We start from the raw sequence: 24,557 nt of genomic DNA on the forward strand, positions 1-24,557 counted from the left end.
ATCGTAAAAAGTATTAGACTATTTTTCAAAATAATTTTGAGCCGCCGCTTTTTTCAAACGATTCATGTAAGCGACACCTAGCCCTTCGTTAGGGAAAACTTGAACAAAAATCAAGTCCAATCCAAGCATTGGTTCATCTAAACCACGTAGACCTGCAAATAAACCTTTTGCCGCAGCTTCAACAGAATCATCATGAAACATGTACACAGCTGCTGTATTAAATCGTGATTCTTCTGCAACTTTTGGGCCAGCAATCACACCCACTCTGAGACCTTTAGTTTTTGCCCATTTGATAGCATCTGCCCAATCTTCCGTATGAACCATCAAAACTTTTGTGTCAGGTGAATAATGTTTATATTTCATTCCTGGTGATTTTGGTGTCTCAGATTCTTTCACCAGATGTTGATCCACAGAAACCTCTCCTACAACTTCTTCTAGCTGTTCCTTTGTCACCGCTCCTGGACGTAAAATCATTGGTGCTGTATTAGGGTTACTTAAATCAATCACGGTTGATTCTACACCAATTCGAGTTGCTCCATCCTCAATGATCCCAGTGATTTTCCCATGTAAATCGTGGTACACATGGTCGGCTGTCGTCGGACTTGGCTTACCTGACGTGTTTGCACTAGGACCAACTAGAGGTACACCCGCTTGGCGAATAACCTCAAGTGTTTTTTTGTTATCTGGCATCCGAAAAGCAGCTGTGGATAAGCCACCAGTTACGATACTTGGTAACTTGTCCTTTTTGATTTCAAAAATCATCGTCAAGGGTCCGGGCCAGAAATTTTCAACAATTTTAGCCGTTGCAGGATGAAAGTTATCCACATATTCTTTTACTTGGTCAAATGAAGCAACATGGATGATCAACGGATTATCTTGTGGTCGTCCTTTTACCGCAAATACCTTCGCAACTGAATCGGCTAAAAGTGCATTAGCACCTAATCCGTAGACCGTTTCTGTTGGAAAAGCTACCAGTGATCCTTCGCGTAATGCTTGGGCCGCTTCTTTCAGTTCTGATTCATTATATCGTTTTGTTTCCACAGTCTATCCACATCCTTTTTTTTGAAAATCCTTGATTTTTAACGATTTATCCTCAGGTTATCCCCATATTGTTGATAAGTTATTTGTCAATAGTGGATAAGTATGTTGATAAGTTTTAAAATCGCTTTTTTAACTGTTATATCAGTGTTCTTTTATTATAAAAAAACATTAAAAAATTTTTTCATCCACAGACCTGTTAATAAACTTGGATCATTCGTTCATTTCCAGATAAATCTTTTTTTACTCTGACTGTTTTATGTGGAAATGCCTCTTGAAAGATTTTTTGAACCGCCTTTCCTTGACGAAAACCGATCTCAAGAAAAATCTTTCCTTCTTTAGTCAAAGCAGCGGGTGCTTCTTTTGCTATTTTTCGATAAATTGCTAAACCATCATCCTCTGCAAACAACGCCATTTTCGGTTCAAACGTCCGAACACTTTCATCCATCAATTGCCATTCTTTGCGACTGATATACGGTGGGTTAGAAACAATCACATCGAAGCGTTGACCTAAGACTGGTTCCAACGTATCCCCTAGATAAAAATCGATTTCTATTTGTTCTTTTTCAGCATTTTCTTTTGCGACATCAAGTGCAGACACAGATAAATCTACTGCCGAAACTTGCCAATCTGGTCTTTCAGCTTTTAAGCTAATGGCAATTGCACCTGTACCCGTTCCAATGTCAATAACCGCTTGTTCAGAATTCGTTACTTCCCCTAAGCACCAGTCCACCAATTCTTCTGTTTCTGGTCGCGGAATAAGAGTTGCCTCCGTTACTTTTAGTCGATGACCATAAAAATCTGCATAGCCCAATAAATATTGGGGGGGGTGATTTTCTAGTAGTAATTTCATATCCGTTTGGATTAAGTGCTGATCCGCTTCTGAAATCGCCTCATTCATATGCAGTAACCAATCTAATTTTTGCCATTTTTTTCTTTCCAGAAATAAGAATTGGATACTATAACCTTCTTTGCCTTGTGCCTCTAAAAAAGAAGAAGCCCCTAACAAGGCTTCTCGATATGTCTTCTTATCCATTTTGCATAGCTTCCAGTTTAGAAGTTTGATCATACATAATCAAGGCGTCTACGATTTCATCTAATTTTCCAGCTAAAATTTGATCTAATTTTTGAATCGTTAACCCGATTCGGTGATCAGTTACTCGGTTTTGCGGGAAGTTATACGTACGGATACGCTCTGAACGATCACCTGTCCCAACCGCTGATTTTCTAGTTGCATCGTACTCGCTTTGTGCTTCTTGTTGGATTTTGTCATACACACGCGCACGTAGAATCTTCATTGCTTTTTCTCGGTTCTTCAACTGTGAACGTTCATCTTGCATTGCTACCACGATTCCTGTTGGTAAGTGAGTCAAACGAACAGCAGATGCCGTTTTATTGACGTGCTGTCCACCGGCACCAGATGCGTGATAAATATCTGTACGAATGTCTTTGTCTTCAATATCGATTTCAACTTCTTCTGCTTCTGGCATAACAACAACTGTAGCTGTTGATGTATGGATGCGCCCTTGTGATTCAGTTGATGGTACACGTTGTACACGATGTGCGCCACTTTCATATTTTAATTTTGAATACACATTTTCACCAGTAATCATCATGATCACTTCTTTGTATCCGCCAATACCAGTGATATTTGCTTCCATCACTTCAGTTTTCCAACCTTGTGCTTCTGCATATTTTTGGTACATATTGAATAAATCTCCTGCGAACAAGGCTGCTTCGTCTCCGCCAGCAGCGCCACGGATTTCCATAATAATATTCTTATCATCATTGGGATCTTTCGGTAAAAGTAAGATTTTGATGCGATCTTCTAAAACTTCTTTTTCTTTTTTTAGATCCGCTAACTCTTCTTTTGCCATTTCAGCCATTTCATCATCGAGCTTTTCACCTAAAAGTTCTTCCGTATCAGAAATTCCTTGGACAACTTCTTTATAACGACGATAAACTTCAACTGTTTCACGCGTATTTGCTTCTTCTTTTGATAATTCCATAAAGCGTTTTGTATCCGTAATCACTTCTGGGTCACTCAGTAACTCACCCAGTTCTTCATAACGGTCTTCAATTGATTGTAATTGATCGTACATGCTTATTCTCCTTCTTTGATAACTGGTGGATGAAAATAATGATGTCTACATACTGGATAGTATGCTTCATTTCCACCAATTTGGACTTGATCTCCTTCATAGACAGGCTGATCGTCGATATAATGTAAATTCATGATTGCTTTTTTGTGACAGAACCAACAGATTGTTTTCATTTCTTCAATCTTGTCTGCATAAAGCAATAAGTATTTTGATCCTTCAAATAACTCATTTCGAAAATCATTTTTCAAACCAAATGCCATAACTGGAATATTTAGTTCGTCAACAATTCTTGTGAACGCAATGACATGTTTTTTCTTCAAAAATTGCGCTTCATCAATCAAGACACAATAAGGTCTTTTTTCATCAATCATTTGGCTAATCAATTCAAATACATCTGTTTCTTCAAAAACCGGTATGGCTTCTCGTTTCAATCCAATTCGACTTGAAACTACACCAATCCCATCACGTGTATCAACACCACTGGTCATTAATACAATATTTTTCCCTTGTTCTTCGTAGTTATGTGCTACTTTTAGAATCTCAATTGTTTTACCGCTATTCATTGCGCCATATTTAAAAAAAAGTTGTGCCATTTATTCGTTCACCTTCCAGTTTGTTCCTAAGGTATTATACTTGATTTTCATCATTTTTTACAGTGACAATTTTTAACCAGGCTGAAATAAGTTTGAAAAGTCATTTTTAGTTGTCTCAAATCCCCCTCAGCAAAGAGGAGACTCGTCTTGTTTTTTTCTTTGAACCAACATAATAAACTTTGTTTCAACTGACATGAAAATTTATGGTACAATCAGTTTCTCATCAATGAGAGCAAAGGAGATTTTCTATGTCTGAAAATGTTTTTAACCAGATGGCGAATCATTACGACACACCTGACAGATTAGCGCTCGCAGAAATTATTCGTGCAGAAATTCGTCAAAATTTACCCAAAGAAACAAACCAAAAAGTTTTTATTGACTATGGTGGCGGTACTGGACTTGTTAGTTTACCCTTGGCAAACTTATTCAAGGAGACTTGGATCATGGACGCTTCTGAAGCAATGTTAACTGTTACTGATCAAAAAATAACTCATGGTCACTTACGTGATGTGTATACTCAGTTAGCCGACCTAACGAATGATTTACCTAACCAAAAAGCAGATTTTCTATTGGTATCTTTAGTACTTTTACATATTCCCGATACTAAATTGATTCTTAAAAAGCTGGCAGATCTATTAAATCCTGGTGGTCAGTTATTCATTATCGACTTTAATAAAAACGAGGCAGTCAATCATCCAAAAGTCCATAATGGATTTGAGCATGAAGAGTTGAAACAATCATTGGCAGAAGCTGGACTAACACCACTCAAACTAGAAACTTTCCATGAAGGAGAAAATCTTTTTATGAAGCAACCAGCTTCTTTATTTTTAGCCATTAGCCAGAAATAAAAAAACCAAGAAACAATCTTCAAAGATTGTTTCTTGGTTTTTTCGTTAGTTGCATTTTGTATTTAGTGCGTTTTGTATTTAGTGCGTTTCTTTTCTACAATCAGTCGTCTAAGTATTTCTCCATGAAATGAACAGCTACTTTTGAAAAAAATTTCTTATTGCCTGAAGCTAACCGCTTGGAGTCATAACCTTATACACAGTGTTCAAGAAGTAACTCCAATAAATAAGCCTAAATTTCACAACCTTATCCACGGTGTTCCTAAAGCAACTTCTCGAAATAACTTTCAACTATTCAAAAATATGAAATGCTATTTTTGTCAGTTGCTCTTTATTTTTTCGAAGCTGATCGCTTTACGCCGCAACCTTAACTAATCAACGAAATTTCTGTTAACGGCCAATAACGGAAAACTACTTTTCCCTGAACCAATTTCTCATCAACTAACCCAAAAATTCGGCTATCTTTTGAAATCAAACGATTATCGCCTAACACCAAATAATTTCCTTCTGGCACTGTGTACTCAAAATCACTAGTAAAAGTTGTCGAATTTTCCGCTTGAATTTGGAATGATTCATTATAGGAATACTCGTTTTGCAATTTGTCATTCGCAAACTTTTCTTTGTACTCATCCAAATAAGATTCATCATATTCTTTCCCATTGATTGTCAGTTGATCGTTGACCATCTTCACCGTGTCACCAGGCATCCCAATGATTCGTTTCACGATCATTCGCTCTTCTTCTTCTGGTTCTTTCGTGGTAATAATATCAAAACGCTCATATTTTGAAATTTTAGATGAAATCAATCGCTGCCCATCACTTAATGTTGGATCCATCGAATGACCATTGACAGTGACTGGTGTAAAGACAAAGACTCTAGCTAGCAAAATAGCTGCTAAAACGAGAATCAATACGCCCCAGTTTTTCAAAAAATTTTTCACACTATCCCTCCTTTTGTCTTCTGTATTCGTTTTTTATTCTCTTTATTCGTTTAAAAATAAAAGTTGATAACATAAGATTATGCTTACCTTTTATTCTACATTTTTTACAGAATAAAGAAAAGAAAAAGTGTCATTTTTAGTAACCTCTGTCTTTCAAATTTTGGCATAAAAAAGAAAAACTTGCCTCTTTTCCAAAAGAAACGATCTGTTTTCTTTTAGAAATGTTTACAAGCAAGTCTCACTTTTTTTATGAGTGTTTTCGACGCTGGCTTCGACTGTACACAATTGGTTCTTCAGTAACAGTTTGAGCTTGTTCTTTTTTCGCAATCAATTTTAGACGATAAGGCTCATGATACCGTAAGCCATCTTTCACAAAATCACCGCCAATAATAAAAAGTCCTACTGGATTGATTGTTTCTTGGCTAGCTTTTGTATAGATTTTACCAACCTCAACTAGTTCCGAATAGTTTTTCCCAATCTTCAACACATATTCATGTTCACTGACTTTTTTGACATAATAATATGGATATAACGTATTGCGATCAACTAAAAAACCATCCATTCGACCAAGATCATTGACTTTGATTTGTCCATTTTCAATCAAGTAACTCATATTTTCAGCCAATTGCAGCTGATAATCCTCATTGTAGTCAACAGTCACTTCTTCTGTGTCAACTGATTGAAGTGTATTTCCTGTTTGAATGCCGCTTTCTGTTTGGATATTGAAGGCTTCATCTGGCAAATACTTAACAAATACTTGCGTGACATCTGCTTTCGAATTTTTATCAAAAAAGTAATAAAAAACGTTTAAAACGATAAAATAAACTAAAACTAAAAAAACAATTCCATAAAGGAAAAATTGTAAATAGTTCTGATTTTGCCATAAACCAAAAATGATTCGCAATAAATACATCGTTGGAATCACACTTAAAATCGTGTATCCGCGATTCAAATATTTTGGACTAATATCCAAATAACCTAAAAATTTATGCACACCATTGATCAAATCTAATAGAAAGGTCATTGATTATCACCTACTTGCTGATTACTCATTTGTGTTCCTGCTTTTTGTGTTGTAGCAGCATCTTGCGAGTTCACTGTCTCTGCTTCTGGTGTTGCATCATTTTCAGTCGCCTCACTAGTCGTAGTGGAATCATCTTCAGTTCCAGATGAACTTGTGGTTGGTGCTTGATTATTCGTATCGTTATTCACTGATCCAGAATCCACTACACCAAAACTATCTTTTGAACTACTTGTAGGTGTTTCATAAGTTGTTGAATCTGTTGTTTCAACTCCTGCTTCTGTTGATTGAGTGTTTGGTAAAGAAGAACTGGTCGGTGTTGTTTCTTCTGTCGTTGGCGGCGTGGAGTTTGAGCTAGGAGCCCGATAACTTGAGCTATTGACTACGCCGGTTGCAGTTGCCACGATTGTTGAAATGGTCAACACTGCGATTGGTTTTAAAATCGGTGCTACTTTTCGCATCATATCTCTTCCTTTTCTACTATCATCTGATCTTTCTATGATACTTGATATTTATCATAATTCTTTTATTTTTTTCTTACGTTTTTATGAAGTTTTTATTGATTCGCTAAATATTCCTTTGCTTCACGATTCACTTTTTTCAAATCAATCCCTTGTTGTTTAGCAGAAAATACACAGCCGCAATAACATTGGCGATAGATATCGTATTCCTTACACATCTGAATCGAACGTTCATAGCCCTTATTTTTCTTAAAGTCACTTGGCAAATAATGAGTTCCATATATTTTTTGGACATCCATTCCAATTTGATTGATTAATGCCGCATTTTTTTTGGGCGAGATCGTTAGGGCACTCCCAAAATAATCATAGCCTAAGTCTTGTGCTTTTTGTGCCACTAGATCCAAGCGCATATTAAAGCAAGCTGTGCAACGTGCGCCACCTTCTTTTTCATTTTCTAACTGATTTTCCAAAACCATTTTGTTAAAGACGCTAGGACGATACTCATCAACGATTAATTTTACTTGATGACTCGTATTTCTATTAAATTCATCAACAAATCGTTGTTGCTCTGCTAGTCGACGTAAATACTCACTTTTAGGATGAATATTCGAGTTCGAGAAGAATAAAGTAACTTCTGCATGTTCTGACATAAATTCTAATGTGTGCGTGCTGCAAGGAGCACAACAAGTGTGGATTAAAATGGTTGGCTTTTTCTGTGCCTGTTCCCATTGTTTGATCATTTTTTTTAGAACAGAATCATAATTTATTTTTTGATTCTTCATTTTTTCAACTATTTCTGTGGCATCAACTACTTCCGTCACGCCAGTTCACCTCTTTTTAAAATGTTGCTTCATTATATGCTATTTTTTCATAAACAAAAAGACGAATCTCACACTTATTTTAGCGATTTTTTTGAGCTTTTGCATTTGCACCTGTTATACTGTTAGCAACCACTCAAAGAAGGAGGCTTGCTTTTTTTGAAAATTGAGCTTTTTTTGCGTAAAACGCAACGGCACACACAACGATTTATTACGAATCACTTTACTTCGATTCAAATCATTGTGTCTTATTATATTTTGATGACTATCCTTTCATTAGGATTGTTTTACTTACCTGTTTTCCGAGAAAAAGGTAGCCACGTGCCATTTGTCGATATGCTATTTATGGCAATCAGCACAGTTAGTGTGACTGGTCTTTCTACATTTGATATCAATTCGGTATTCAATGATTCTGGCATTATTTTGTTGGAGGTTCTGTTTCAAATCGGCGGGCTAGGAATCATGATGATTTCAACAGCTTTTATTATTTTATCCAAAAGGCGCATTACGTTGCGTCAACGACAACTGATTATGACAGATATGAACCAGCCACGACTCTCGGGAATTGTGCGCTTGATTCGGACAACTTTTTCTATTCTAATTTGGTTTCAAGTGATTTTTGGTACATTATTTTCAATTTATTTCTATTATCAAGGATACTTTGAGCGCTGGCGCGATGCTATCTTTTATGGTTTTTATCAAGCGATATCAGCCGTGACCAATTCTGGCTTTGACGTGACTGGTGACTCTATCAAGCCTTTTGCTCATGACTATCCATTTTTGATTGCTATCATGTTTTTGATTTTCATTGGCGGGATTGGTTTTCCAGTTTTAATGGAAGTTCGTGAATGGTTTTTGTATCGAAAACGAAAAGAGCGTTTGCCTTTTCGCTTCTCTTTATTTACCAAATTAGCCGTTTTGGCTTTTATCATTTTATTTGTTAGTGGTACATTGTTGATTTATTTATTGGAAAAAGATCACCTCTTCCATTCTTCCAGTCAAGGTGTCCAATGGATTAATTCCATGTTTTATTCAATGACTACACGGAATGCGGGACTTCAAATTCATGATTTAGGTAATTTTCAAATCACCACATTAATTGTTTTTTCGTTACTGATGTTTATCGGATGTAGTCCAAGCTCTGTCGGTGGCGGTATTCGAACAACAACCGTTGCAATCATTGGTCTTTATCTCTACTCTTTCTTGAAAAGCGAAGATAACATCAATATTTTTGGGCGAAGAATCGATGATGATGATGTTCGTAAATCCGTTGTGGTATTTATGTTGTCCCTTGGCATGTGCTTCTTCTGTATCCTGTTTCTATCAGCAACAGAAGAGCAATCTCTAATAGCGATTATCGTAGAGGTCACCTCTGCTTTTGGGACAACTGGTCTTTCATTAGGTATCACTCCTGATCTTTCTGTCATTGGGAAGATCACGATTGCCGGGCTGATGTTTATCGGACGAATTGGGATGCTTTACACATTGATGTTGTTCGTGCCAAAAGAAACACGAGATTTAGGCTATGAATATCCGTCAGAAAAAATTATTATTGGGTAATACATCTTATTGAAAAAGTCCCTCCTGATCTTATCAATCATGAGGAACTTTTTCTTTTTTCGATTAAATTTCTCTGTAAAATCCCCCATTTCTTAAGAAAAAGAAAAGCAATTTAACCTTTTTTTCAACATGTGGTATGATAAGTTGAATTTACTCGTCAACACGACGTTTTTTGGAGGTTACATAATGGGAATACGCAGTCAATTTGCGATTGCAGTTGGAAAATCATCACAATGGGCATTGAAAACATTTTTTAAAGGTGGTTCAAGCTTACCCGGTAAGCTTGCTCTTAAAATAGATCCGCATATTTTAGATAGTTTAGCCAAAGACTATGAAGTAGTTGTCGTAACTGGAACGAATGGTAAAACATTGACTACTGCTTTAACTGTTAATATTTTACGTCAACAATTTGATGAAGTTTTGACAAATCCAACTGGTGCAAATATGGTTCAAGGAATCGTTTCAACGTTTTTACAAGCCAAACCAAAAAAAGGACAGAAAAAATTTGCTGTTCTCGAAATTGACGAAGCCAGTTTGAGTAAAGTTACTGAATATATGAAACCTGAATTATTTTTATTCACAAATATTTTCCGAGATCAAATGGATCGATACGGAGAAATTTATACAACATACAAAATGATTGTTGACGGTGCTGCAAAAGCGCCAAATGCAACGATTATTTCAAATGGTGACTCACCAATTTTCAATTCGGTACAAACAGTCAATCCAAACAAATATTATGGTTTTGATCACGAAGAAGATCACGAACAAATGGCCCACTACAACACAGATGGAGTCTTATGTCCAAAATGTCATCATATCTTGCATTACAAAATGATCACTTATGCTAACTTAGGGAAATATTATTGTCCAAATTGCGATTTTAAACGTCCTGAGCTTGATTATCGTTTAACTGAAATGATTCGTATGGACAATGTTTCTGCTGATTTTGTCATTGATGAACATGAGTATGGTATCGAAGTTGGTGGAATGTATAACGTTTATAATGCCTTAGCTGCTACAGCTGTGGCTGAATATTATGGCGTAGCACCAGAAAAAATCAAACAAGGTCTAGGCTATGATGAAAAAGTTTTTGGACGTCAAGAAACGATAACAATCAATGACAAGAAATGTACATTGATCCTTGTTAAAAATCCAGTTGGAATCAATCAAGTAATTGATATGATCGGTCTTGCACCCTATCCATTTTCATTAGTTTCATTATTAAATGCGAATTATGCTGATGGAATTGATGTCAGTTGGATTTGGGATGGCAACTATGAGAACTTCGCAACAATGGCTATTCCAGCAGTTATCTCTGGTGGAGATCGTCACACAGACATGACTTTGCGTTTAAAAGTTGCGGGAATACCAGAAGAAAAATTAACGGAAACAAAAGAAATTCCAGAAGTAATTGAAAAAATCAAAACACTTCCAACCGAGCATGTTTATATTCTAGCTACTTATACCGCTGTTTTGCAGTTGCGTAAAGAATTAGCGAGTCAAGGATATATTAAAGGAGGCATGAATAATGGCTAATTATGAATTAACTATTGCGCACCTGTATGGTAACTTAATGAATACTTACGGGGATAACGGAAATTTATTGATGCTCAAATATGTTGCAGAAAAAATGGGTGTGACCTTCAATTCTGAAATTGTCAGCATCCATGAAACTTTTGATGAAAAAAAATATGATTTAGTCTTTTTCGGTGGCGGACAAGACTTTGAACAGCTAATCATTTCAAAAGATATTCAGGACAAAAAGGAATCTTTGACAAACTATATTGAAAATGATGGTGTTATGCTTGCGATTTGTGGTGGCTACCAATTACTTGGTCATTATTACATGGGCGCTAATGGGGAAAAAATCCAAGGAATTAGTGCTTTAGATCACTATACGCTTAGTCAAGACAATAATCGCTTTATCGGAGATATCGTTATTCACAACGAAGAATTCAACGAAACTTATTATGGTTTTGAAAATCACAACGGGCGAACTTTCTTAGGCGAAGGCGAGCGTCCTCTTGGAAAAGTTGTTCAAGGGGAAGGAAACAATGGCGAAGATCAGTCTGAAGGAGTTATTTACCGGAATGTTTATGGTTCTTACTTCCATGGTCCTATCTTGGCACGTAACGAACACTTGGCAGAACGTTTGATTCGTTTAGCTTTAGAAAAGCGTTATGGCAAAGAGTTGGATTTACCAACTGTAACGACACAAAATGTCGTACCTAGTATTTAATATAAGAAACGCAAACAAAAAGAATGAACCAAAACGAAATTCGCTTTGGCTCATTCTTTTTTGCATTTTTTCAATCAATTATTTCTTTTCACCTGGAACAGAAGCAATGATTGCTAACTCGCCTTGAACCGTCCATTCTTTGACGCCGTCAGGAATAATACAGCTAGTTCCTTTTTCCAATGAATAAGTTTTGCCGTCAACTACTAACTCGCCAGCGCCATCAATTACTGTCATCAACGTATAAGGTGCATGTTTTTTGAATGACATGATTCCTTTAACATCCCATTCATAAACGTTAAAGAATTCTGTTTCTAGGTACGTAACTACGGAAGAATTTCCTTCGCGGATTTCTTTTACGTGTAATTCTGGTGTTTTTGCTGGAACAGTTGTCACATCAATTGATTGTTGGATGTGTAATTCACGGGTATTTCCTTGGTCATCTTTGCGATCGTAATCATACACACGGTAAGTCGTATCTGAACTTTGTTGTGTTTCTAAAATCATGATTCCTTTACCAATTGCGTGGATCGTTCCACTTGGTACATAGAAGAAATCACCTTTTTTCACAGGAACACGTTTCAATAAATCATCCCAACGACCTTCTTCAATCATTTTTGCAAGTTCTTCACGTGTTTTTGCGTGATGACCATAAATGATTTCTGCACCTGGCTCTGCATCAATGATATACCAACATTCTGTTTTACCTAGTTCACCTTCATGTTCCATTCCATATGTATCATCTGGATGGACTTGAACAGATAATTCGTCTTCTGCATCTAAAATTTTAATTAACAAAGGGAAAACTGGTTCTGTGGGATGCCCAAACAACTCTTTATGATTTGCCCAAAGATCATCTAATTTTTGACCTTTAAATTCACCGTTCTCAACAATACTTACACCATGAGGATGCGCACTAATTGCCCAATCCTCTCCAATTTTGTCACTAGGAATGTCAAATCCAAATACAGAACGTAGGCGACTTCCTCCCCAAATTTTTTCTTGGAAAACTGGTTTTAAAAACATAGGTTCTTGCATAATTCAAACTCCTCTCAACTTTCATAGCTATTATAGCACTATTTCTGTAAGAACGCTTTCTCTTTCAGATAAGTTTCAACAATTTCATCACGACATTCAAGATATGTTTCGCGCGCATCATTTGGATGAATTCGGTTTGATAAAAAGATAAAGCTTTCTTGACTAATAATATCAATTAATAGGAATGTTCCTGTATATCCTGTGTGGAAGAGTATTGGATGTTGATCCTTTCGATCCAATTTTAAATCCCAACCTAGTGATCGTTGCCCATTTTTTTCAGGCGTATGATCTTGCAGTAAGGACTCAATCGTTTGTGTCGTCAAAAATTGTCCCCCATTGACTTTTCCCCTAGCCAAATACATTTGAACAAAAGAAATACTATCTTCTACATCCAGAAATAAGCCAGCATTCCCCGCATGCTCAGCTAAAACTCTTGCTTTTGGATCATGAGTGATTCCTCTCAAGACTTCTCCAGATGGTAGTTGTTCAGTAGGAACGATTTTTTTAGATGGAAAAGGTAAAAATAAACTATTCATCATTCCTAAAGGTTCAAGAACTTGTTCTTGAAATAATTCAACCGCTGGCTCTTGATAGATTTCTTCCAACATCAAACCAAGTAAAATCGTCCCTGCATCAGTATATTTGACCGTTTTACCTAACTCCGCTCCGGGCTGCAATGTTAAATATGCACCAATCAATTCTTCTTGGGTCAATGAATCTCGGTCAGGAATCCAAGTTTGAATATCTGAAGTGTGCGTCAATAGATGACGAATGGTGATCGTCTGGTTTTCAAACGCTGGTAAATAGTGATGCAATGGTTGATCTAGTTCAATTTTTCCGTCTTCCCACAATCGTAAAACAAGTGTTGTAGTAGCAATGACTTTTGTTAACGATGCTACATCGAAAAGTAAGTCTTCTGACATCGGTTGTGATTCAGGGACAATTTGAGCTTGCCCTGCTGCAAATGATTCGACTTCTCCTTGCTTGATAAAAGCAGCCACGACACCGGGATAAAAACCTTCCGCGAGTTTGGCCAAAACCATTTGTTTGGTTTCTGGATACATATTCTTTCCTCATTTCTACTTAAAAACTCTCTTAAACGATTTGCTTATGCGTACAGCACAAGCATATATTTTTCTGGAGAGTGAAGCAAGTTGTTTCAGCTAATTTGTTTTGATTAATTTGTTTCACAAAAAATAAGAGCAGCTATTCAGCTACTCTTATCTTTTATCAAAATGATCGAAGCCAACACTATCGTTAAGAAATCATGTTTTTGGCTAACTCCAATCAATTTAGCTATTTTTTAGGATTGCTGACAAACCACCATTCGATACCAATCGCATCATACACAGTGATAACTGATTTTTTCTTATCTAAGAAGAAATCAAGGTTTTCGGCTTGTAAATGTTCAATCAATATTTCCATGTTTTCTGGTGTCACAACAAATTTCAAGAAGTCTAGTCCTAACACTTCATCTGTTGGTAAGTCGATTGTTCCACCTGTCGCTTGGTTCAAGCCAACATGAAAATCGCCTTCGTTCAATACGTGTAGACCATTTTCTTCGTTATGTACTTTTAGTCCGAGTACATGACTCAAAAATTGACGTTCTTTCGCTAGGTCGCTAACATTCAAATGAATTTTTTCAAAATAGGCGCCTGATGTTAACTTCGTGAATTTTTCTTCAGATTTTCGCAGTAAAGCTTCTTGATCCATTTCGTCAGGTTCTGCTTTTTCAGCATCTTTTTCTTCGTAATAAATTTCAAGTTCGTTACCTTCTGGATCAACTAGTAAAATCCCCATACGTGCTTGATCTTCCATTGCATCTTTAATTGGATAATTTGTTTTACGAATACGGCATAAAATATCTGCCATTTCTTCTACACTTGGAATGATCAAAGAAAAGCGACTCAACTTTTTGATTTCACCCATATGATCATTGGCACGTGGGCTTTCTTCTAACAAAAGCATTTCGCTATCACTTTCTTGTGTACCAAAAATAGCCAACTCATTTTCTTCACGTTTTAAATCAAAACCAACCGTATCTTTATAAAAAGCAATCATTTTATCACGATCTTTGACTCGGATAGCCACACTTTTTAAATAGGTAGTAGCCCCCAATTTAAAATCCTTCATTTATTCTACTCCCCTTCTGCGTCAAATTATATTTTAACGATGGATGCCACTTCTTTCAAGCAATAACTAAGATTTTGTGAAATTTATTTAATCAAGGAGTAATGCCCATCTTCTTTTTCTTCAAGAAAGTCAAGAAATTGATGGCATCTACTAAATAGTATTCCATGAATACAGTTTTTTAATTGTTTTTCGTTACCAATCAGCCAGTTATTTCAAATATGAAAAGGGGATGTGACAATACTTATGCCACATCCCCTTTTTCAGAAGTAACGGTGTTCCCAAAGCAACTCCTCCATATAACTTGCACTCACTTCAAACATGGAAAGCTATTTTGAGTGCTCGCTCGTTATCTGTTCGGAGCTAAACGCTTTGTGCCACAACCTTATTTACGGTGTTCCCAAAGCAACTCCTCCACATAACTTGCACTCACTTCAAACATGGAAAGCTATTTTGAGTGCTCGCTCGTTATCTGTTCGGAGCTAAACGCTTTGTGCCACAACCTCATATTAAGCAACTTCTTCAGAAAATTGGCTATTATAAAGGTCTGCATAGAAACCATCTTTCACCATTAATTCTTCATGATTGCCTGTTTCTACAATTGATCCATGATTCATCACAATAATATTATCCGCATCGCGAATCGTTGACAAGCGATGCGCAACCACAAAACTTGTCCGATTTTCTAATAGACGGTTCATTGCTCGTTGAATCAAAATTTCTGTTCGAGTATCGACACTTGAAGTTGCTTCATCCAGGATCAAGACGTCGGGATTAGCTAGGAATGCACGAGCAATCGTAATCAATTGACGTTGACCTTGGGAGATGTTACTTGCATCTTCATTCAAAACTGTGTCATATCCTTCTGGCAATTTGCGAACAAAATCATCGACGTGAGCAGCTTTTGCAGCGGCAATTACTTGTTCTTTTGTCGCTTGTTCATTGCCATAATGGATGTTGTCATAAATTGTTCCTGTAAATAACCACGTATCTTGTAAGACCATCGAGAATTTAGCCCGTAATTCATCACGTGACAAGTCTCGAGTATCGACACCTTCATAGCGAATGCTTCCACCAGACACATCATAAAAGCGTTCCAACAGATTGATTAGTGTCGTTTTACCAGCACCAGTTGGCCCAACGATTGCGACCATTTCTCCCGGTTTGACATCTAAATTAAAATCAGTCATCAATAAATTATCCTCAGTATAACCAAACTGCACATTTTCAAAACGAACTTTGTATGGAGAGTCTACTTCTACAGGAAGTCCTGAAGTTTCATCTGTCATTTCGGCTTCGTCTAGGACTTCAAAAACACGTTCTGCAGAAGCCACGGTTGATTGGATCGTATTCATTAAGCTAGCGATTTGGGTAATTGGTTGTGAGAATTGGCTCGTATATTGCAAGAATGCTTGAACGTCCCCTAAAGAGATATTCCCATTTGCTACTTTGATCCCACCAAGGACAGCGACAAACACATAGCCTAAATTCTTAACGAAGTTCATCAATGGCATGATGATTGCCGAAATAAATTGTGCTTTCCAACCAGACGCATAAAGTTTTTCATTTTCAATTTCAAAAACTTCTTGATCTTTTCCAGTATGATTAAAAGTTTTAACAATCGTGTGCCCAGCATAAGTTTCTTCTACTTGGTTATTCAACAAGCCTAGGCTCTTTTGTTGATCTGAAAAGTATACTTGTGACTTAGGTGCGACGATCATCACAACGATCAAGCTTAGCGGAATCATAAGTAAAGCAACTAATGTCAACTGCCAACTAATCGATAGCATCATCACGATAACTCCAACTAGTGTCACTATACTTGTTACAAATTGTGTCAGATTTTGTTGAAGAGTACTTGCAATGTTGTCCATATCATTGATTGCCCGAGACATAATGTCACCATTCGTATGTGTATCATAATAAGAAATGGGTACTCGATTCATTTTAGCTTCTAAATCCTTACGTAAATCATAGACTGTTCGTTGTGAGACACGTGTCATAATAAACTGTTGTAAGAAACTAAAAACAGCAGCAATAACATACATGATAATAACGGTCGCAATAATTTGACCGATTTTGTCAAAATTAATTGGAAACTCAGTTACTTTTTGACCTTGTTGCATCTGTTCTGCACCAATCATGACGCCTTTAAAAATTTCGGTTGTTGCACGACCTAAAACTTTTGGCGTTTGGATTTGGAAAATGATTGCTGCGATTGCCAAAACAAATACTAAAACAATCGCAACTAGTCGTTTTGACATATAACTGAAGAGCCGATGAACTGTCCCCCAGAAATTTTTTGCTTTTTCTCCTTTTGCACCAATGTTGCGCCCAGGTCCATGACCGCCTCCGCCACGCATTGATCCATGAGAGGATTGTGTATTCTCTTTACTCATGCTAAGTCCTCCTCTCTTAATTGTGAACGAACGATTTCTGCATACGTTTCATTTGTTTCTAACAGTTCCTTGTGTGTTCCCTTGCCAACTAATTTGCCTTCATCTAAAACTAAAATCGTATCTGCATCCATGACCGTACTTACGCGTTGCGCCACTAAGACAGTGATACTGTCGGTCATGTTTTGTTTCAATGCTTGACGAAGTTTCGCATCTGTTTTGAAATCAAGCGCAGAAAATGAATCGTCAAAAACATAGACATCCGCTGGTTTGACTAATGCACGAGCAATCGCCAACCGTTGTCTTTGTCCACCAGAAAAATTCCCTCCGCCTTGTTCAACATGACTATCAAGTCCGTCTTCCAACTCAGAAACAAAGTCTTTTGCTTGAGCAATCTCTAATGCTTTCCAGATCATCTCATCCGTCGCATTCGGTGATCCGTATCGCATGTTTTCTCGAATTGTACCAGAAAATAAAATCGCCTTTTGTGGAACAAAACCAATCAGCTCACGCAAATTTTCTTGAGTCATTTCACGAATATCCGTTTGATTTAAACGAATCTCACCTGATTCAATCTCATAAAGTCGAGGAATTAAATTCACTAACGTTGTTTTACCAGATCCCGTTCCACCGATAATTGCAACGATTTCTCCCGATTTCGCACGAAAATCGATATCTTCTAGCGCCAATTTTTCCGCACCACGATAACGATAATCCACATGGTCAAAATCCAGTGTTGCAGACTTTCTAGCAAGGGTTACTTCTTTTGGACTTTTTGGATCCGTAATATCGATATCTTCATCTAATACTTCGTTGATCCGATCAGCAGAAGCTTGTGCACGAGGAACCATGATAAAAATCATTGATAGCATCATGAAACTAATTAGGATTTGCATCGCATAAGTCATAAAAGCAATTAAATTCCCAACTTCTAAATTCATTTCAGCTATGTAGTGTCCACCAAACCAAGTGATTGCTACGTTTGTTCCACTCATGATCAATGTCATCAATGGCATCATCAATGCGACAATCGAATTCACTCGAATCGCTGTATTTGTGTAATCTTTATTTGCTAAATCAAAACGGTTTTCTTCAAACTTTGTTTTGTCAAACGCCCGAATCACGCGGACACCAGTTAGCCCTTCACGGAAAACTAAGTTCAAACGGTCTGTTTTCTTTTGCATACTCTTGAACAATGGCACTGCAAAATACATAATACCGCCAACTAAAACTAGCATGATTGGGATAACTACCAAGAAGATTTTTGTTAACTCTTGATCCTTTTGGTAAGCAAGAAAACTTGCACCAATCAATGTAATAGGTGCATTGATCATCATTCGTAAAAACATCTGAACAACCATTTGGATTTGAGTCACGTCATTCGTTGTTCTTGTGATCAATGATGCTGTTCCAAATTTGTCAAAGCCATCGTTTGTTAAGCTTTCTGCTTTTTGATAAACATCTGAGCGTAACTTTTTACCTAATTTTTGTGACTCACGTGTCGCAAAAAAAGTATTCCCAATAGCAGCTAAAATACTAATCAATGAAAATCCGATCATGACAATTCCGGTTTGCCAAATATAATCAATATCTCCTTTGGCTACCCCTTTATCAATAATATTGGATGTCAATGTTGGTAAGTACAAGTCTGCTAAAACTTGAACAACCATAAAACCAACTGCAGCAATTGCAGAAGTAATGGAAATTCGTTTAATAATTTTCAGCATCTATTCCCCTTCTTTCTACTTATATGCTCCCTCTTTCAACCAAGAAAGCTTTAACTTAAATTCTTCAATTGCTTGTTCAACTGAGTAGTCCTGAATCACTGAAAGCGACTTATATGAATGTGCAATCGTTGAAAACACAATATTCATCAGTAGTGAAATCAATAGTTCTAATTCATGTGAATCTTTTACTTTTAACTTCGTTTGATCAATTACTTCAATCAATGCTTGTGTATCTTGCTTATGCCTTTTATGTGGCATTTTCTTTGCTTTTTCTTCTTCAGAAAGATGAGGAGTCACTTTACGTGAAGCACGATAATCCATGTGCATGAATAAATGTCGGTAAAATGCAGAATTTTCCCCCGCTAAAATTTCCCGAATCATCTTTTCAAAATAAAGCTCAAATCCTTCAAAAAGATCTCCGTGAACTTCTTTCATCAAGTTCCTCATGTCTCGTGAACTATCACGTCGTAGTGTTTCAAAATAATAGAAGTAAAGATCTTCTTTATTTTCAAAGTATTGGTAAAAACTACCTCGTGGTATCTCAGCTAACTTCACGATATTAGCAATTGACGCATCCTTCAACGGTACTCGTGAAAATTCCGCACTCGCAGCAGCAAGTAATCGTTGTTGCTTTTCTTTTGGTAAATGAAAAAATGTTTGTGTTGGCATAGTCCTCCTCCTTTCGTTTTTTCTCTCGAATGACACGTTGTCATATGACGCTATGTCATTATAACACCAATAGACTGTTTTGCAAGTTTTTTACATTACTTTTTTCATTTAGTTTCTCCGTATAATGAGATAAGTATTTTTAGCGTGTTTCTGTTCAGACTTTTCTTATTCTTGACAATATTTCGAATATGAAATGGAGGGCTAGCATGCCGATAATCGTATAGCTCTAAACAAATCTCTTGCTTTTTATAGTTTAGGACTATACTATAATCGTATCATTATAAAATGAGGTGATTTATTTGAATTCAAATATACAATTTAACGAACTAATAGAAGAATTTATTAAAGTCAATAATTTAATGACACAAATTCAAAAACGACCAATAAATATCACTGAGGATCTAAAGCTTAGCACTAGTATGATCCATCTGATTGAGATGATTGGGAACTACCCCGATTCGACGATTACAGATTTAGCTGAGCGTTTGGGTGTTACTAAGGGAGCTATCTCTCAACAAATTCCAACGCTAAGAAAAATGAATCTGATCACTGTGACTCAAACAAAAGTGAATAAAAAGAACAAACTGATCTCCCTCACAGATCAAGGTAAACAAGTCTACAACTCGCATAACTCTTTGCATAAAGAATTATATGATTCGATTCAAGAGGCAATGGCTACCTTCTCTGCAGAACAATTAATAACAATCATGGAAATCCTAAAAAAAGTTTCCTTTAATATCAAGGAATACCAAGCAAAATTATCTGGGAAGGATTGATCAAAATGAAAAAAATGATTATTGAAATCAATGGACAAGTTTTACCTAAGGAAAAAATTGATGAGTGGGAATTGGTTCGTTTGAAAAAAGAATATAAGTTTTTAACGAAGAATGGATTTAAATTTAATGACCAATTTCTAGTGGATGTTCAAAATAAGGACGTTGATAAAGCAAGAATAGAGTTAGCAAAGTTAAAAGCTTCTTATGATCCTGAAACCTTTAGAACTTTATTGAAAAGAAAATATACTTTAGGCAATTTGGCCTCGAAAGTAGCCGTTCCTCTTTCTAGAAGAAGAAAATATAGTATGACTGAATTTGTGATTCCAAATTCCGACAAGTCACCGGAAGAAGTGATGACGGCAATCGAAACTATCATGTTAGAAAATACTTCCGAGCATTTATATCTAAACTTAGCTACGAATCCCGATCATTTTGTCTTGATCAGTACTGCTGAAAATATCCAAGAAGTAGTGGAAATTACGGGTGGTTCGCCCTTCCCTAACCGTTTCTTTGCCCACTATGGTGATGAAACAGGTCTGACTTCAAAACTGGGAGACGGGTTCACAATCCAGGCTGCCGGTGCTGCTAAGTTAGAAGACGGTACTATTATTGGCGGTGTACGTCATCAGATCAAACGTGAAGGAAATGGATTACGTTTTAGAGCATTAGTCGAGTTTCCCTCCATATTGCCAAATTATATGATCCAAAAGCATCAGTATCATTTAGCCTGTGAATTTAGACAATGGCTTTCCTACGTTATCTAATTTGACCACGTCAAATATATTTACAAGTTTATTCTTAAAATTAGATGGAAGTGTTTATTATTAAAAAGGAACAAACAACTTTATTAATTATCGTCGTATTTTTTTGGTTTGCACAATATGTATATATTCCATTTCAAACACCCTTTCTTGCGTCTATGAATGTTGCCACAAGTTTTATCGGTATTATCGTAGGAGCTTACGGTATCTCACAAATGGTCTTGCGTATTCCAGTAGGTGTGATTGCCGATTTAAGACCCAATCATAAACGATTGATTGAAATCGGAACTCTTTTAGCGGGTGTAGCTTCACTATTTCGATTTTTCCTACCCAATGCAATTGGATTTCTGATTGGAAATGTGTTGTCCGGTTTTGCCAGTGCCACTTGGATTTCTTTCATGGTGTACTTCATGAGTCTACATGATGGTTTCAATCAAGGTTCAGCCACTGCCAAAATCATTATGGCCAATAACATGGGGATTTTATTAGGGTTTCTTACTAGTAGTTTATTCTATAATCACCTTGGTATGCGTTACATTTGTCTGTTAAGTATTATTGCCGGCTTGATTGGCTTCGCTATTTCTACAAGATTAGAAAACAGTCAGCCTGTTTCTGAACAACATACAGTTGGAGAATTATTAAGAGTTGGTTTAAATGGCAAGTTGCTTTTGTTTGCTTGTCTAGCTTTGATTCAACAAGGAATCCAAATGGCTGCAACAATGTCTTTCACTAATCAAGTAATTGCAAGTATGGGTGCCAGCGGTCTTGAAGTTGGTCTCTCATCTATTATTTATATGTTGTCCGCCGTTACTTTTTCCAAACTGGCTTCCATGTCTAATTTCAATCAAAAAAAGACTGCAGCGACAGTGATTCTATCTTTCGCTTTATTAGCAGCCTACTGTTTTTTCATTCCTTTAGCGCCAAGTATTTTATTGATTTTCTTATTACAGGTTATTCCAGGAGTCGGAACAGGCATCTTATTTTCTTTACTAACATCAGAAGCTATGGCTAGCATACCTGACTCAAAAAAATCGAGCGCAATGGGAATTTTCCAAGCGATTTATGCAATTGGCATGACTTTGTTACCCATTTTAGTAGGCATTTTAAGTAACAGCTACAATATGAAGATTTCATTTTGGGTGATGTCCTTACTTGCCATTACGGGAGTAATCGTATCAATAGTTTATTATTTAATGTCGACTAACAAAAAATAGAAGGAGGTGGTGTATCTTGAGGAAAAGTTCTAATTTCAACAAATTACCAAATGGTCGAGCGTCAACCTCCATTACCAAAGGGTGCTTAGTAATTGAAGGTGGCGCTTTTCGAGGAATCTATGCTCAGGGAGTAGCCGACTTCTTAATGGAGCAAGAACTAAACTTTGAATGTACGGTTGGTTGTTCTGCTGGCGCTTTAACTGGCATGAACTATGTATCTGGGCAAATAGGTCGATCAATCAATATTAATCTAACCTATCGACATGACAGTCGCTACGTTGGCTTTAAAGCAATGGTGCACAACAAAGGTTTAATTGGATTTGATTTTGTACTAAATAGAGTCAATCAATTTTACCCATTTGATAAGCAACGCTTTTTATCAAAAGATCGTCGATTTATCGCAACAACTACTGACATCAAAACAGGAAGACCCTGCTATTTTGATAAAGATACGAGTCTTGACTATGCCTTAACTATCAAGGCTTCGGCTAGTATGCCGTTTATTTCAAAACCAGTTATTATTGGGGACTCACTCTATTTAGATGGTGGGATTGTCGATTCGATTCCTTACAGATGGGCAATAGACCAAGGATACAAGAAAATAATCGTTATTCGAACTCGTGAAACATCATATAGAAAGAACGTTAAGAAAAATAATAAGCTATTAAGTCACTCAAACCTTCTAAAACAATATCCTGCACTTAAACAAGCAATGAAAAACAGACCTGCTATGTACAATAAACAATGTGATGACCTCACCCAACTTGTGGAAGATAGGAAAGTATTTTGTATAAGCCCTTCCGTACCAGTGAATGTTGGGCGTTTAGAAGGAAATATAGCCAAGCTAGAAAACCTGTATTGGTTGGGCTATCAAGACGCTCAGCATTTCTTTCCAGATTTAAATGACTACTTATATAAAAGCTAAAGATACAATAAAAATAATTCTGTCCTATACGTTTCGTTGCTTCAACTTATACAAAAAAAAGAAACAGCACATTCGTTAAACGAATGCACTGTTTCTTTTAAAAATAAGTGAGTAAGGGTTTCCCACCTTTTCTGTCTTAGTTAGTTCATTGTTCTCATAGAAAAAGAAAACCCGTTTGCCAGCCAGACGAACTTAGAATATGAGAAGTCACTTCGGCTATCTTTCTTGTAAAAACAATGAACTAACAGCAACTCTAATGAAAGAGTGATGATTTGCTACAAGTATGTAAGAAAAAAATCAACTCTCCCACTTGTGGGGTTATTTGAGATATGCATCCCAAATCAACATGGTGGAATAACTAAATTATAGCCAAGCAAATCAGACATTTCCAATATACTTTTACCGATGTCGAGGTAAAACAGTATAAACAAGTTATTCTTTACTCTAGATTCAAGTATGATTTAGTTTGAAAGAAAAAACACTAAAATAAATATTCTTTGTTTTTAAACCTTGATAGCCTTTTCTTTTTCGAGTAAACTAGCCTTGTTAGTCTTGAACATAACAAGTATGTTTACAAAAAAGGAGATTGAATCATTATGTCATCAGTATTAATTGTCAAAGGCCATCCTTTAACTGCTGAAGAATCACGCTCAGTTAAAGCTCTTTCTACATTTTTAACTAGCTATAAAGAAAATCATCCAGAAGATGAAATCACTATTCTTGATCTTTATCGTGATGATATTCCTGAAATTGATGAAGAATTGTTATCCGGTTGGGAAGTTCTTCGTACTGGAGCAGACTTCTCAGAATTAACTGAGAATCAACAACATAAAATTGCGCGCTTTAATGAGTTAACTGAACAATTTTTAGCTGCTGATAAAATCGTCATTGCTAACGCACTTTGGAACCTAAATATCCCAACACGTTTAAAAGCTTGGTTTGACACAGTCAATGTGGCTGGTAAAACATTCAAATACACAGAAAATGGTCCTCAAGGATTAGTTCAAGGGAAGAAAGCTTTACACATCCAATCAAATGGTGGTATTTATCAAGGGCAAGATTTTGCTTCACAATATGTTAAAGGAATCTTGAACTTTATTGGAATCGACGAAATCAATCAATTATTTATTGAAGGAATCGACTACACACCTGATCGTGCAGAAGAATTAATGCAAGAAGCATTAGACAAAGCTGCTCAATTAGGAAAAGAATTCTAAACCACGCATTTCCCTTTTCATCAAAAGAAAAAACAGCGGACAGTGATCTAGCCTTAGATCCTTGTCTGCTGTTTTTAGTTGTGTGTC

23 protein-coding genes are annotated in these 24,557 nt (G+C 36.5%); 9 read left to right on the forward strand and 14 right to left on the reverse strand.

Annotated elements, in window-relative coordinates:
* Nucleotides 1-18: 18 nt before the first annotated feature.
* The 4 genes from JZO71_RS00115 to JZO71_RS00130 form a co-directional block, all read right to left on the reverse strand.
* Nucleotides 19-1,041 carry an L-threonylcarbamoyladenylate synthase gene (locus tag JZO71_RS00115; RefSeq protein WP_206897567.1) on the reverse strand — a complete coding sequence of 341 codons (1,023 nt, stop codon included), beginning with the start codon at nt 1,039-1,041 and terminating at the stop codon, nt 19-21.
* A 196-nt stretch (nt 1,042-1,237) separates the two neighbouring features.
* Nucleotides 1,238-2,074, reverse strand: coding sequence for a peptide chain release factor N(5)-glutamine methyltransferase (gene prmC, locus JZO71_RS00120; protein WP_206897568.1), 837 nt, complete (start codon nt 2,072-2,074; stop codon nt 1,238-1,240).
* Entirely contained in the window at nt 2,067-3,140 is a 1,074-nt protein-coding gene (gene prfA, locus JZO71_RS00125) for a peptide chain release factor 1 (RefSeq protein ID WP_206897569.1), read from the reverse strand. The genes prmC and prfA overlap by 8 nt, the downstream gene beginning before the upstream one ends.
* Before the next feature lie 2 nt (nt 3,141-3,142).
* Complete coding sequence (locus tag JZO71_RS00130) at nt 3,143-3,733, reverse strand: thymidine kinase (RefSeq protein WP_206897570.1); 591 nt, start codon at nt 3,731-3,733, stop codon at nt 3,143-3,145.
* Between the two features lie 248 nt (nt 3,734-3,981).
* Here JZO71_RS00130 and JZO71_RS00135 point away from each other — a divergent pair, with 248 nt between their 5' ends.
* Entirely contained in the window at nt 3,982-4,581 is a 600-nt protein-coding gene (locus tag JZO71_RS00135; protein WP_206897571.1) for a class I SAM-dependent methyltransferase, read from the forward strand.
* Nucleotides 4,582-4,945: 364 nt separating this feature from the next.
* On the opposite strand, the gene lepB is transcribed toward JZO71_RS00135, so the two are convergent.
* The 4 genes from lepB to JZO71_RS00155 all read right to left on the reverse strand — a co-directional run bounded on the left by lepB (nt 4,946) and on the right by JZO71_RS00155 (nt 7,782).
* The gene (gene lepB / locus JZO71_RS00140) at nt 4,946-5,518 is read right to left on the reverse strand and encodes a signal peptidase I (protein WP_206897572.1); all 573 of its coding nucleotides are present in this window, start codon (nt 5,516-5,518) and stop codon (nt 4,946-4,948) included.
* Nucleotides 5,519-5,765: 247 nt separating this feature from the next.
* Nucleotides 5,766-6,542, reverse strand: a complete 777-nt coding sequence (locus JZO71_RS00145; RefSeq protein WP_206897573.1) for a DUF6681 family protein — start codon at nt 6,540-6,542, stop codon at nt 5,766-5,768.
* Nucleotides 6,539-7,000, reverse strand: coding sequence for an A-agglutinin attachment subunit precursor (locus JZO71_RS00150; RefSeq protein WP_206897574.1), 462 nt, complete (start codon nt 6,998-7,000; stop codon nt 6,539-6,541). Before JZO71_RS00150 ends, JZO71_RS00145 begins: the two co-directional genes overlap by 4 nt.
* Nucleotides 7,001-7,095: 95 nt before the next feature.
* On the reverse strand, nt 7,096-7,782 hold the full coding sequence (locus JZO71_RS00155; RefSeq protein WP_206897711.1) for an epoxyqueuosine reductase QueH: 687 nt from the start codon (nt 7,780-7,782) through the stop codon (nt 7,096-7,098).
* 195 nt (nt 7,783-7,977) lie between these two features.
* On the opposite strand from JZO71_RS00155, the gene JZO71_RS00160 reads away from it, so the two are divergent.
* From JZO71_RS00160 to JZO71_RS00170, 3 genes are all read left to right on the forward strand, one after another.
* Nucleotides 7,978-9,378 (forward strand): TrkH family potassium uptake protein, encoded by a 1,401-nt coding sequence (locus JZO71_RS00160; protein WP_206897575.1) that lies wholly within the window; start codon nt 7,978-7,980, stop codon nt 9,376-9,378.
* Nucleotides 9,379-9,564: 186 nt separating this feature from the next.
* Complete coding sequence (locus tag JZO71_RS00165) at nt 9,565-10,917, forward strand: Mur ligase family protein (RefSeq protein ID WP_206897576.1); 1,353 nt, start codon at nt 9,565-9,567, stop codon at nt 10,915-10,917.
* Nucleotides 10,910-11,620 carry a type 1 glutamine amidotransferase gene (locus JZO71_RS00170; RefSeq protein WP_206897577.1) on the forward strand — a complete coding sequence of 237 codons (711 nt, stop codon included), beginning with the start codon at nt 10,910-10,912 and terminating at the stop codon, nt 11,618-11,620. The genes JZO71_RS00165 and JZO71_RS00170 overlap by 8 nt, the downstream gene beginning before the upstream one ends.
* A gap of 78 nt (nt 11,621-11,698) precedes the next feature.
* Here JZO71_RS00170 and manA read toward each other — a convergent pair whose 3' ends face one another.
* The 6 genes from manA to JZO71_RS00200 form a co-directional block, all read right to left on the reverse strand.
* Nucleotides 11,699-12,655 carry a mannose-6-phosphate isomerase, class I gene (gene manA, locus JZO71_RS00175; protein WP_206897578.1) on the reverse strand — a complete coding sequence of 319 codons (957 nt, stop codon included), beginning with the start codon at nt 12,653-12,655 and terminating at the stop codon, nt 11,699-11,701.
* A 38-nt stretch (nt 12,656-12,693) separates the two neighbouring features.
* Nucleotides 12,694-13,719: a serine hydrolase domain-containing protein gene (locus JZO71_RS00180; protein WP_206897579.1), complete on the reverse strand. Its 1,026-nt coding sequence runs from the start codon at nt 13,717-13,719 to the stop codon at nt 12,694-12,696.
* 232 nt (nt 13,720-13,951) lie between these two features.
* Nucleotides 13,952-14,788 (reverse strand): VOC family protein, encoded by an 837-nt coding sequence (locus tag JZO71_RS00185; protein ID WP_206897580.1) that lies wholly within the window; start codon nt 14,786-14,788, stop codon nt 13,952-13,954.
* Nucleotides 14,789-15,294: 506 nt separating this feature from the next.
* Nucleotides 15,295-17,184, reverse strand: a complete 1,890-nt coding sequence (locus JZO71_RS00190) for an ABC transporter ATP-binding protein (RefSeq protein WP_206897581.1) — start codon at nt 17,182-17,184, stop codon at nt 15,295-15,297.
* Nucleotides 17,181-18,908: an ABC transporter ATP-binding protein gene (locus JZO71_RS00195; RefSeq protein ID WP_206897582.1), complete on the reverse strand. Its 1,728-nt coding sequence runs from the start codon at nt 18,906-18,908 to the stop codon at nt 17,181-17,183. The genes JZO71_RS00190 and JZO71_RS00195 overlap by 4 nt, the downstream gene beginning before the upstream one ends.
* A 15-nt stretch (nt 18,909-18,923) precedes the next feature.
* A complete protein-coding gene (locus JZO71_RS00200) occupies nt 18,924-19,577 on the reverse strand; it encodes a TetR/AcrR family transcriptional regulator (protein WP_206897583.1) in 654 nt (217 codons plus the stop codon).
* 299 nt (nt 19,578-19,876) lie between these two features.
* On the opposite strand from JZO71_RS00200, the gene JZO71_RS00205 reads away from it, so the two are divergent.
* The 5 genes from JZO71_RS00205 (at nt 19,877) to JZO71_RS00225 (ending at nt 24,470) form a co-directional block, all read left to right on the forward strand.
* Nucleotides 19,877-20,353: a MarR family winged helix-turn-helix transcriptional regulator gene (locus JZO71_RS00205; RefSeq protein WP_242590323.1), complete on the forward strand. Its 477-nt coding sequence runs from the start codon at nt 19,877-19,879 to the stop codon at nt 20,351-20,353.
* Nucleotides 20,354-20,358: 5 nt separating this feature from the next.
* A complete protein-coding gene (locus JZO71_RS00210) occupies nt 20,359-21,117 on the forward strand; it encodes a hypothetical protein (protein WP_206897584.1) in 759 nt (252 codons plus the stop codon).
* A 50-nt stretch (nt 21,118-21,167) separates the two neighbouring features.
* Nucleotides 21,168-22,328 carry an MFS transporter gene (locus JZO71_RS00215; RefSeq protein ID WP_206897585.1) on the forward strand — a complete coding sequence of 387 codons (1,161 nt, stop codon included), beginning with the start codon at nt 21,168-21,170 and terminating at the stop codon, nt 22,326-22,328.
* 16 nt (nt 22,329-22,344) lie between these two features.
* Nucleotides 22,345-23,253: a patatin-like phospholipase family protein gene (locus JZO71_RS00220; protein WP_242590325.1), complete on the forward strand. Its 909-nt coding sequence runs from the start codon at nt 22,345-22,347 to the stop codon at nt 23,251-23,253.
* 596 nt (nt 23,254-23,849) lie between these two features.
* Nucleotides 23,850-24,470, forward strand: coding sequence for an FMN-dependent NADH-azoreductase (locus JZO71_RS00225; protein ID WP_206897586.1), 621 nt, complete (start codon nt 23,850-23,852; stop codon nt 24,468-24,470).
* Nucleotides 24,471-24,557 lie beyond the last annotated feature (87 nt).

The organism is Candidatus Enterococcus courvalinii (genome assembly GCF_017315945.1).
GTDB lineage: Bacteria > Bacillota > Bacilli > Lactobacillales > Enterococcaceae > Enterococcus_B > Enterococcus_B courvalinii.

Excerpts from the sequence above, each read along its gene's own strand:
- JZO71_RS00200 (WP_206897583.1), bottom strand. The coding sequence starts at position 19,577 with ATGCCAACACAAACATTTTTTCATTTACCAAAAGAAAAGCAACAACGA.
- JZO71_RS00185 (WP_206897580.1), bottom strand. The coding sequence starts at position 14,788 with ATGAAGGATTTTAAATTGGGGGCTACTACCTATTTAAAAAGTGTGGCT.
- prmC (WP_206897568.1), bottom strand. The coding sequence starts at position 2,074 with ATGGATAAGAAGACATATCGAGAAGCCTTGTTAGGGGCTTCTTCTTTT.
- prfA (WP_206897569.1), bottom strand. The coding sequence starts at position 3,140 with ATGTACGATCAATTACAATCAATTGAAGACCGTTATGAAGAACTGGGT.
- JZO71_RS00130 (WP_206897570.1), bottom strand. The coding sequence starts at position 3,733 with ATGGCACAACTTTTTTTTAAATATGGCGCAATGAATAGCGGTAAAACA.
- JZO71_RS00180 (WP_206897579.1), bottom strand. The coding sequence starts at position 13,719 with ATGTATCCAGAAACCAAACAAATGGTTTTGGCCAAACTCGCGGAAGGT.
- JZO71_RS00190 (WP_206897581.1), bottom strand. The coding sequence starts at position 17,184 with ATGAGTAAAGAGAATACACAATCCTCTCATGGATCAATGCGTGGCGGA.
- JZO71_RS00165 (WP_206897576.1), top strand. The coding sequence starts at position 9,565 with ATGGGAATACGCAGTCAATTTGCGATTGCAGTTGGAAAATCATCACAA.
- JZO71_RS00150 (WP_206897574.1), bottom strand. The coding sequence starts at position 7,000 with ATGCGAAAAGTAGCACCGATTTTAAAACCAATCGCAGTGTTGACCATT.
- JZO71_RS00170 (WP_206897577.1), top strand. The coding sequence starts at position 10,910 with ATGGCTAATTATGAATTAACTATTGCGCACCTGTATGGTAACTTAATG.
- JZO71_RS00225 (WP_206897586.1), top strand. The coding sequence starts at position 23,850 with ATGTCATCAGTATTAATTGTCAAAGGCCATCCTTTAACTGCTGAAGAA.
- JZO71_RS00195 (WP_206897582.1), bottom strand. The coding sequence starts at position 18,908 with ATGCTGAAAATTATTAAACGAATTTCCATTACTTCTGCAATTGCTGCA.
- JZO71_RS00210 (WP_206897584.1), top strand. The coding sequence starts at position 20,359 with ATGAAAAAAATGATTATTGAAATCAATGGACAAGTTTTACCTAAGGAA.
- JZO71_RS00145 (WP_206897573.1), bottom strand. The coding sequence starts at position 6,542 with ATGACCTTTCTATTAGATTTGATCAATGGTGTGCATAAATTTTTAGGT.
- manA (WP_206897578.1), bottom strand. The coding sequence starts at position 12,655 with ATGCAAGAACCTATGTTTTTAAAACCAGTTTTCCAAGAAAAAATTTGG.
- JZO71_RS00155 (WP_206897711.1), bottom strand. The coding sequence starts at position 7,782 with ATGAAGAATCAAAAAATAAATTATGATTCTGTTCTAAAAAAAATGATC.
- JZO71_RS00135 (WP_206897571.1), top strand. The coding sequence starts at position 3,982 with ATGTCTGAAAATGTTTTTAACCAGATGGCGAATCATTACGACACACCT.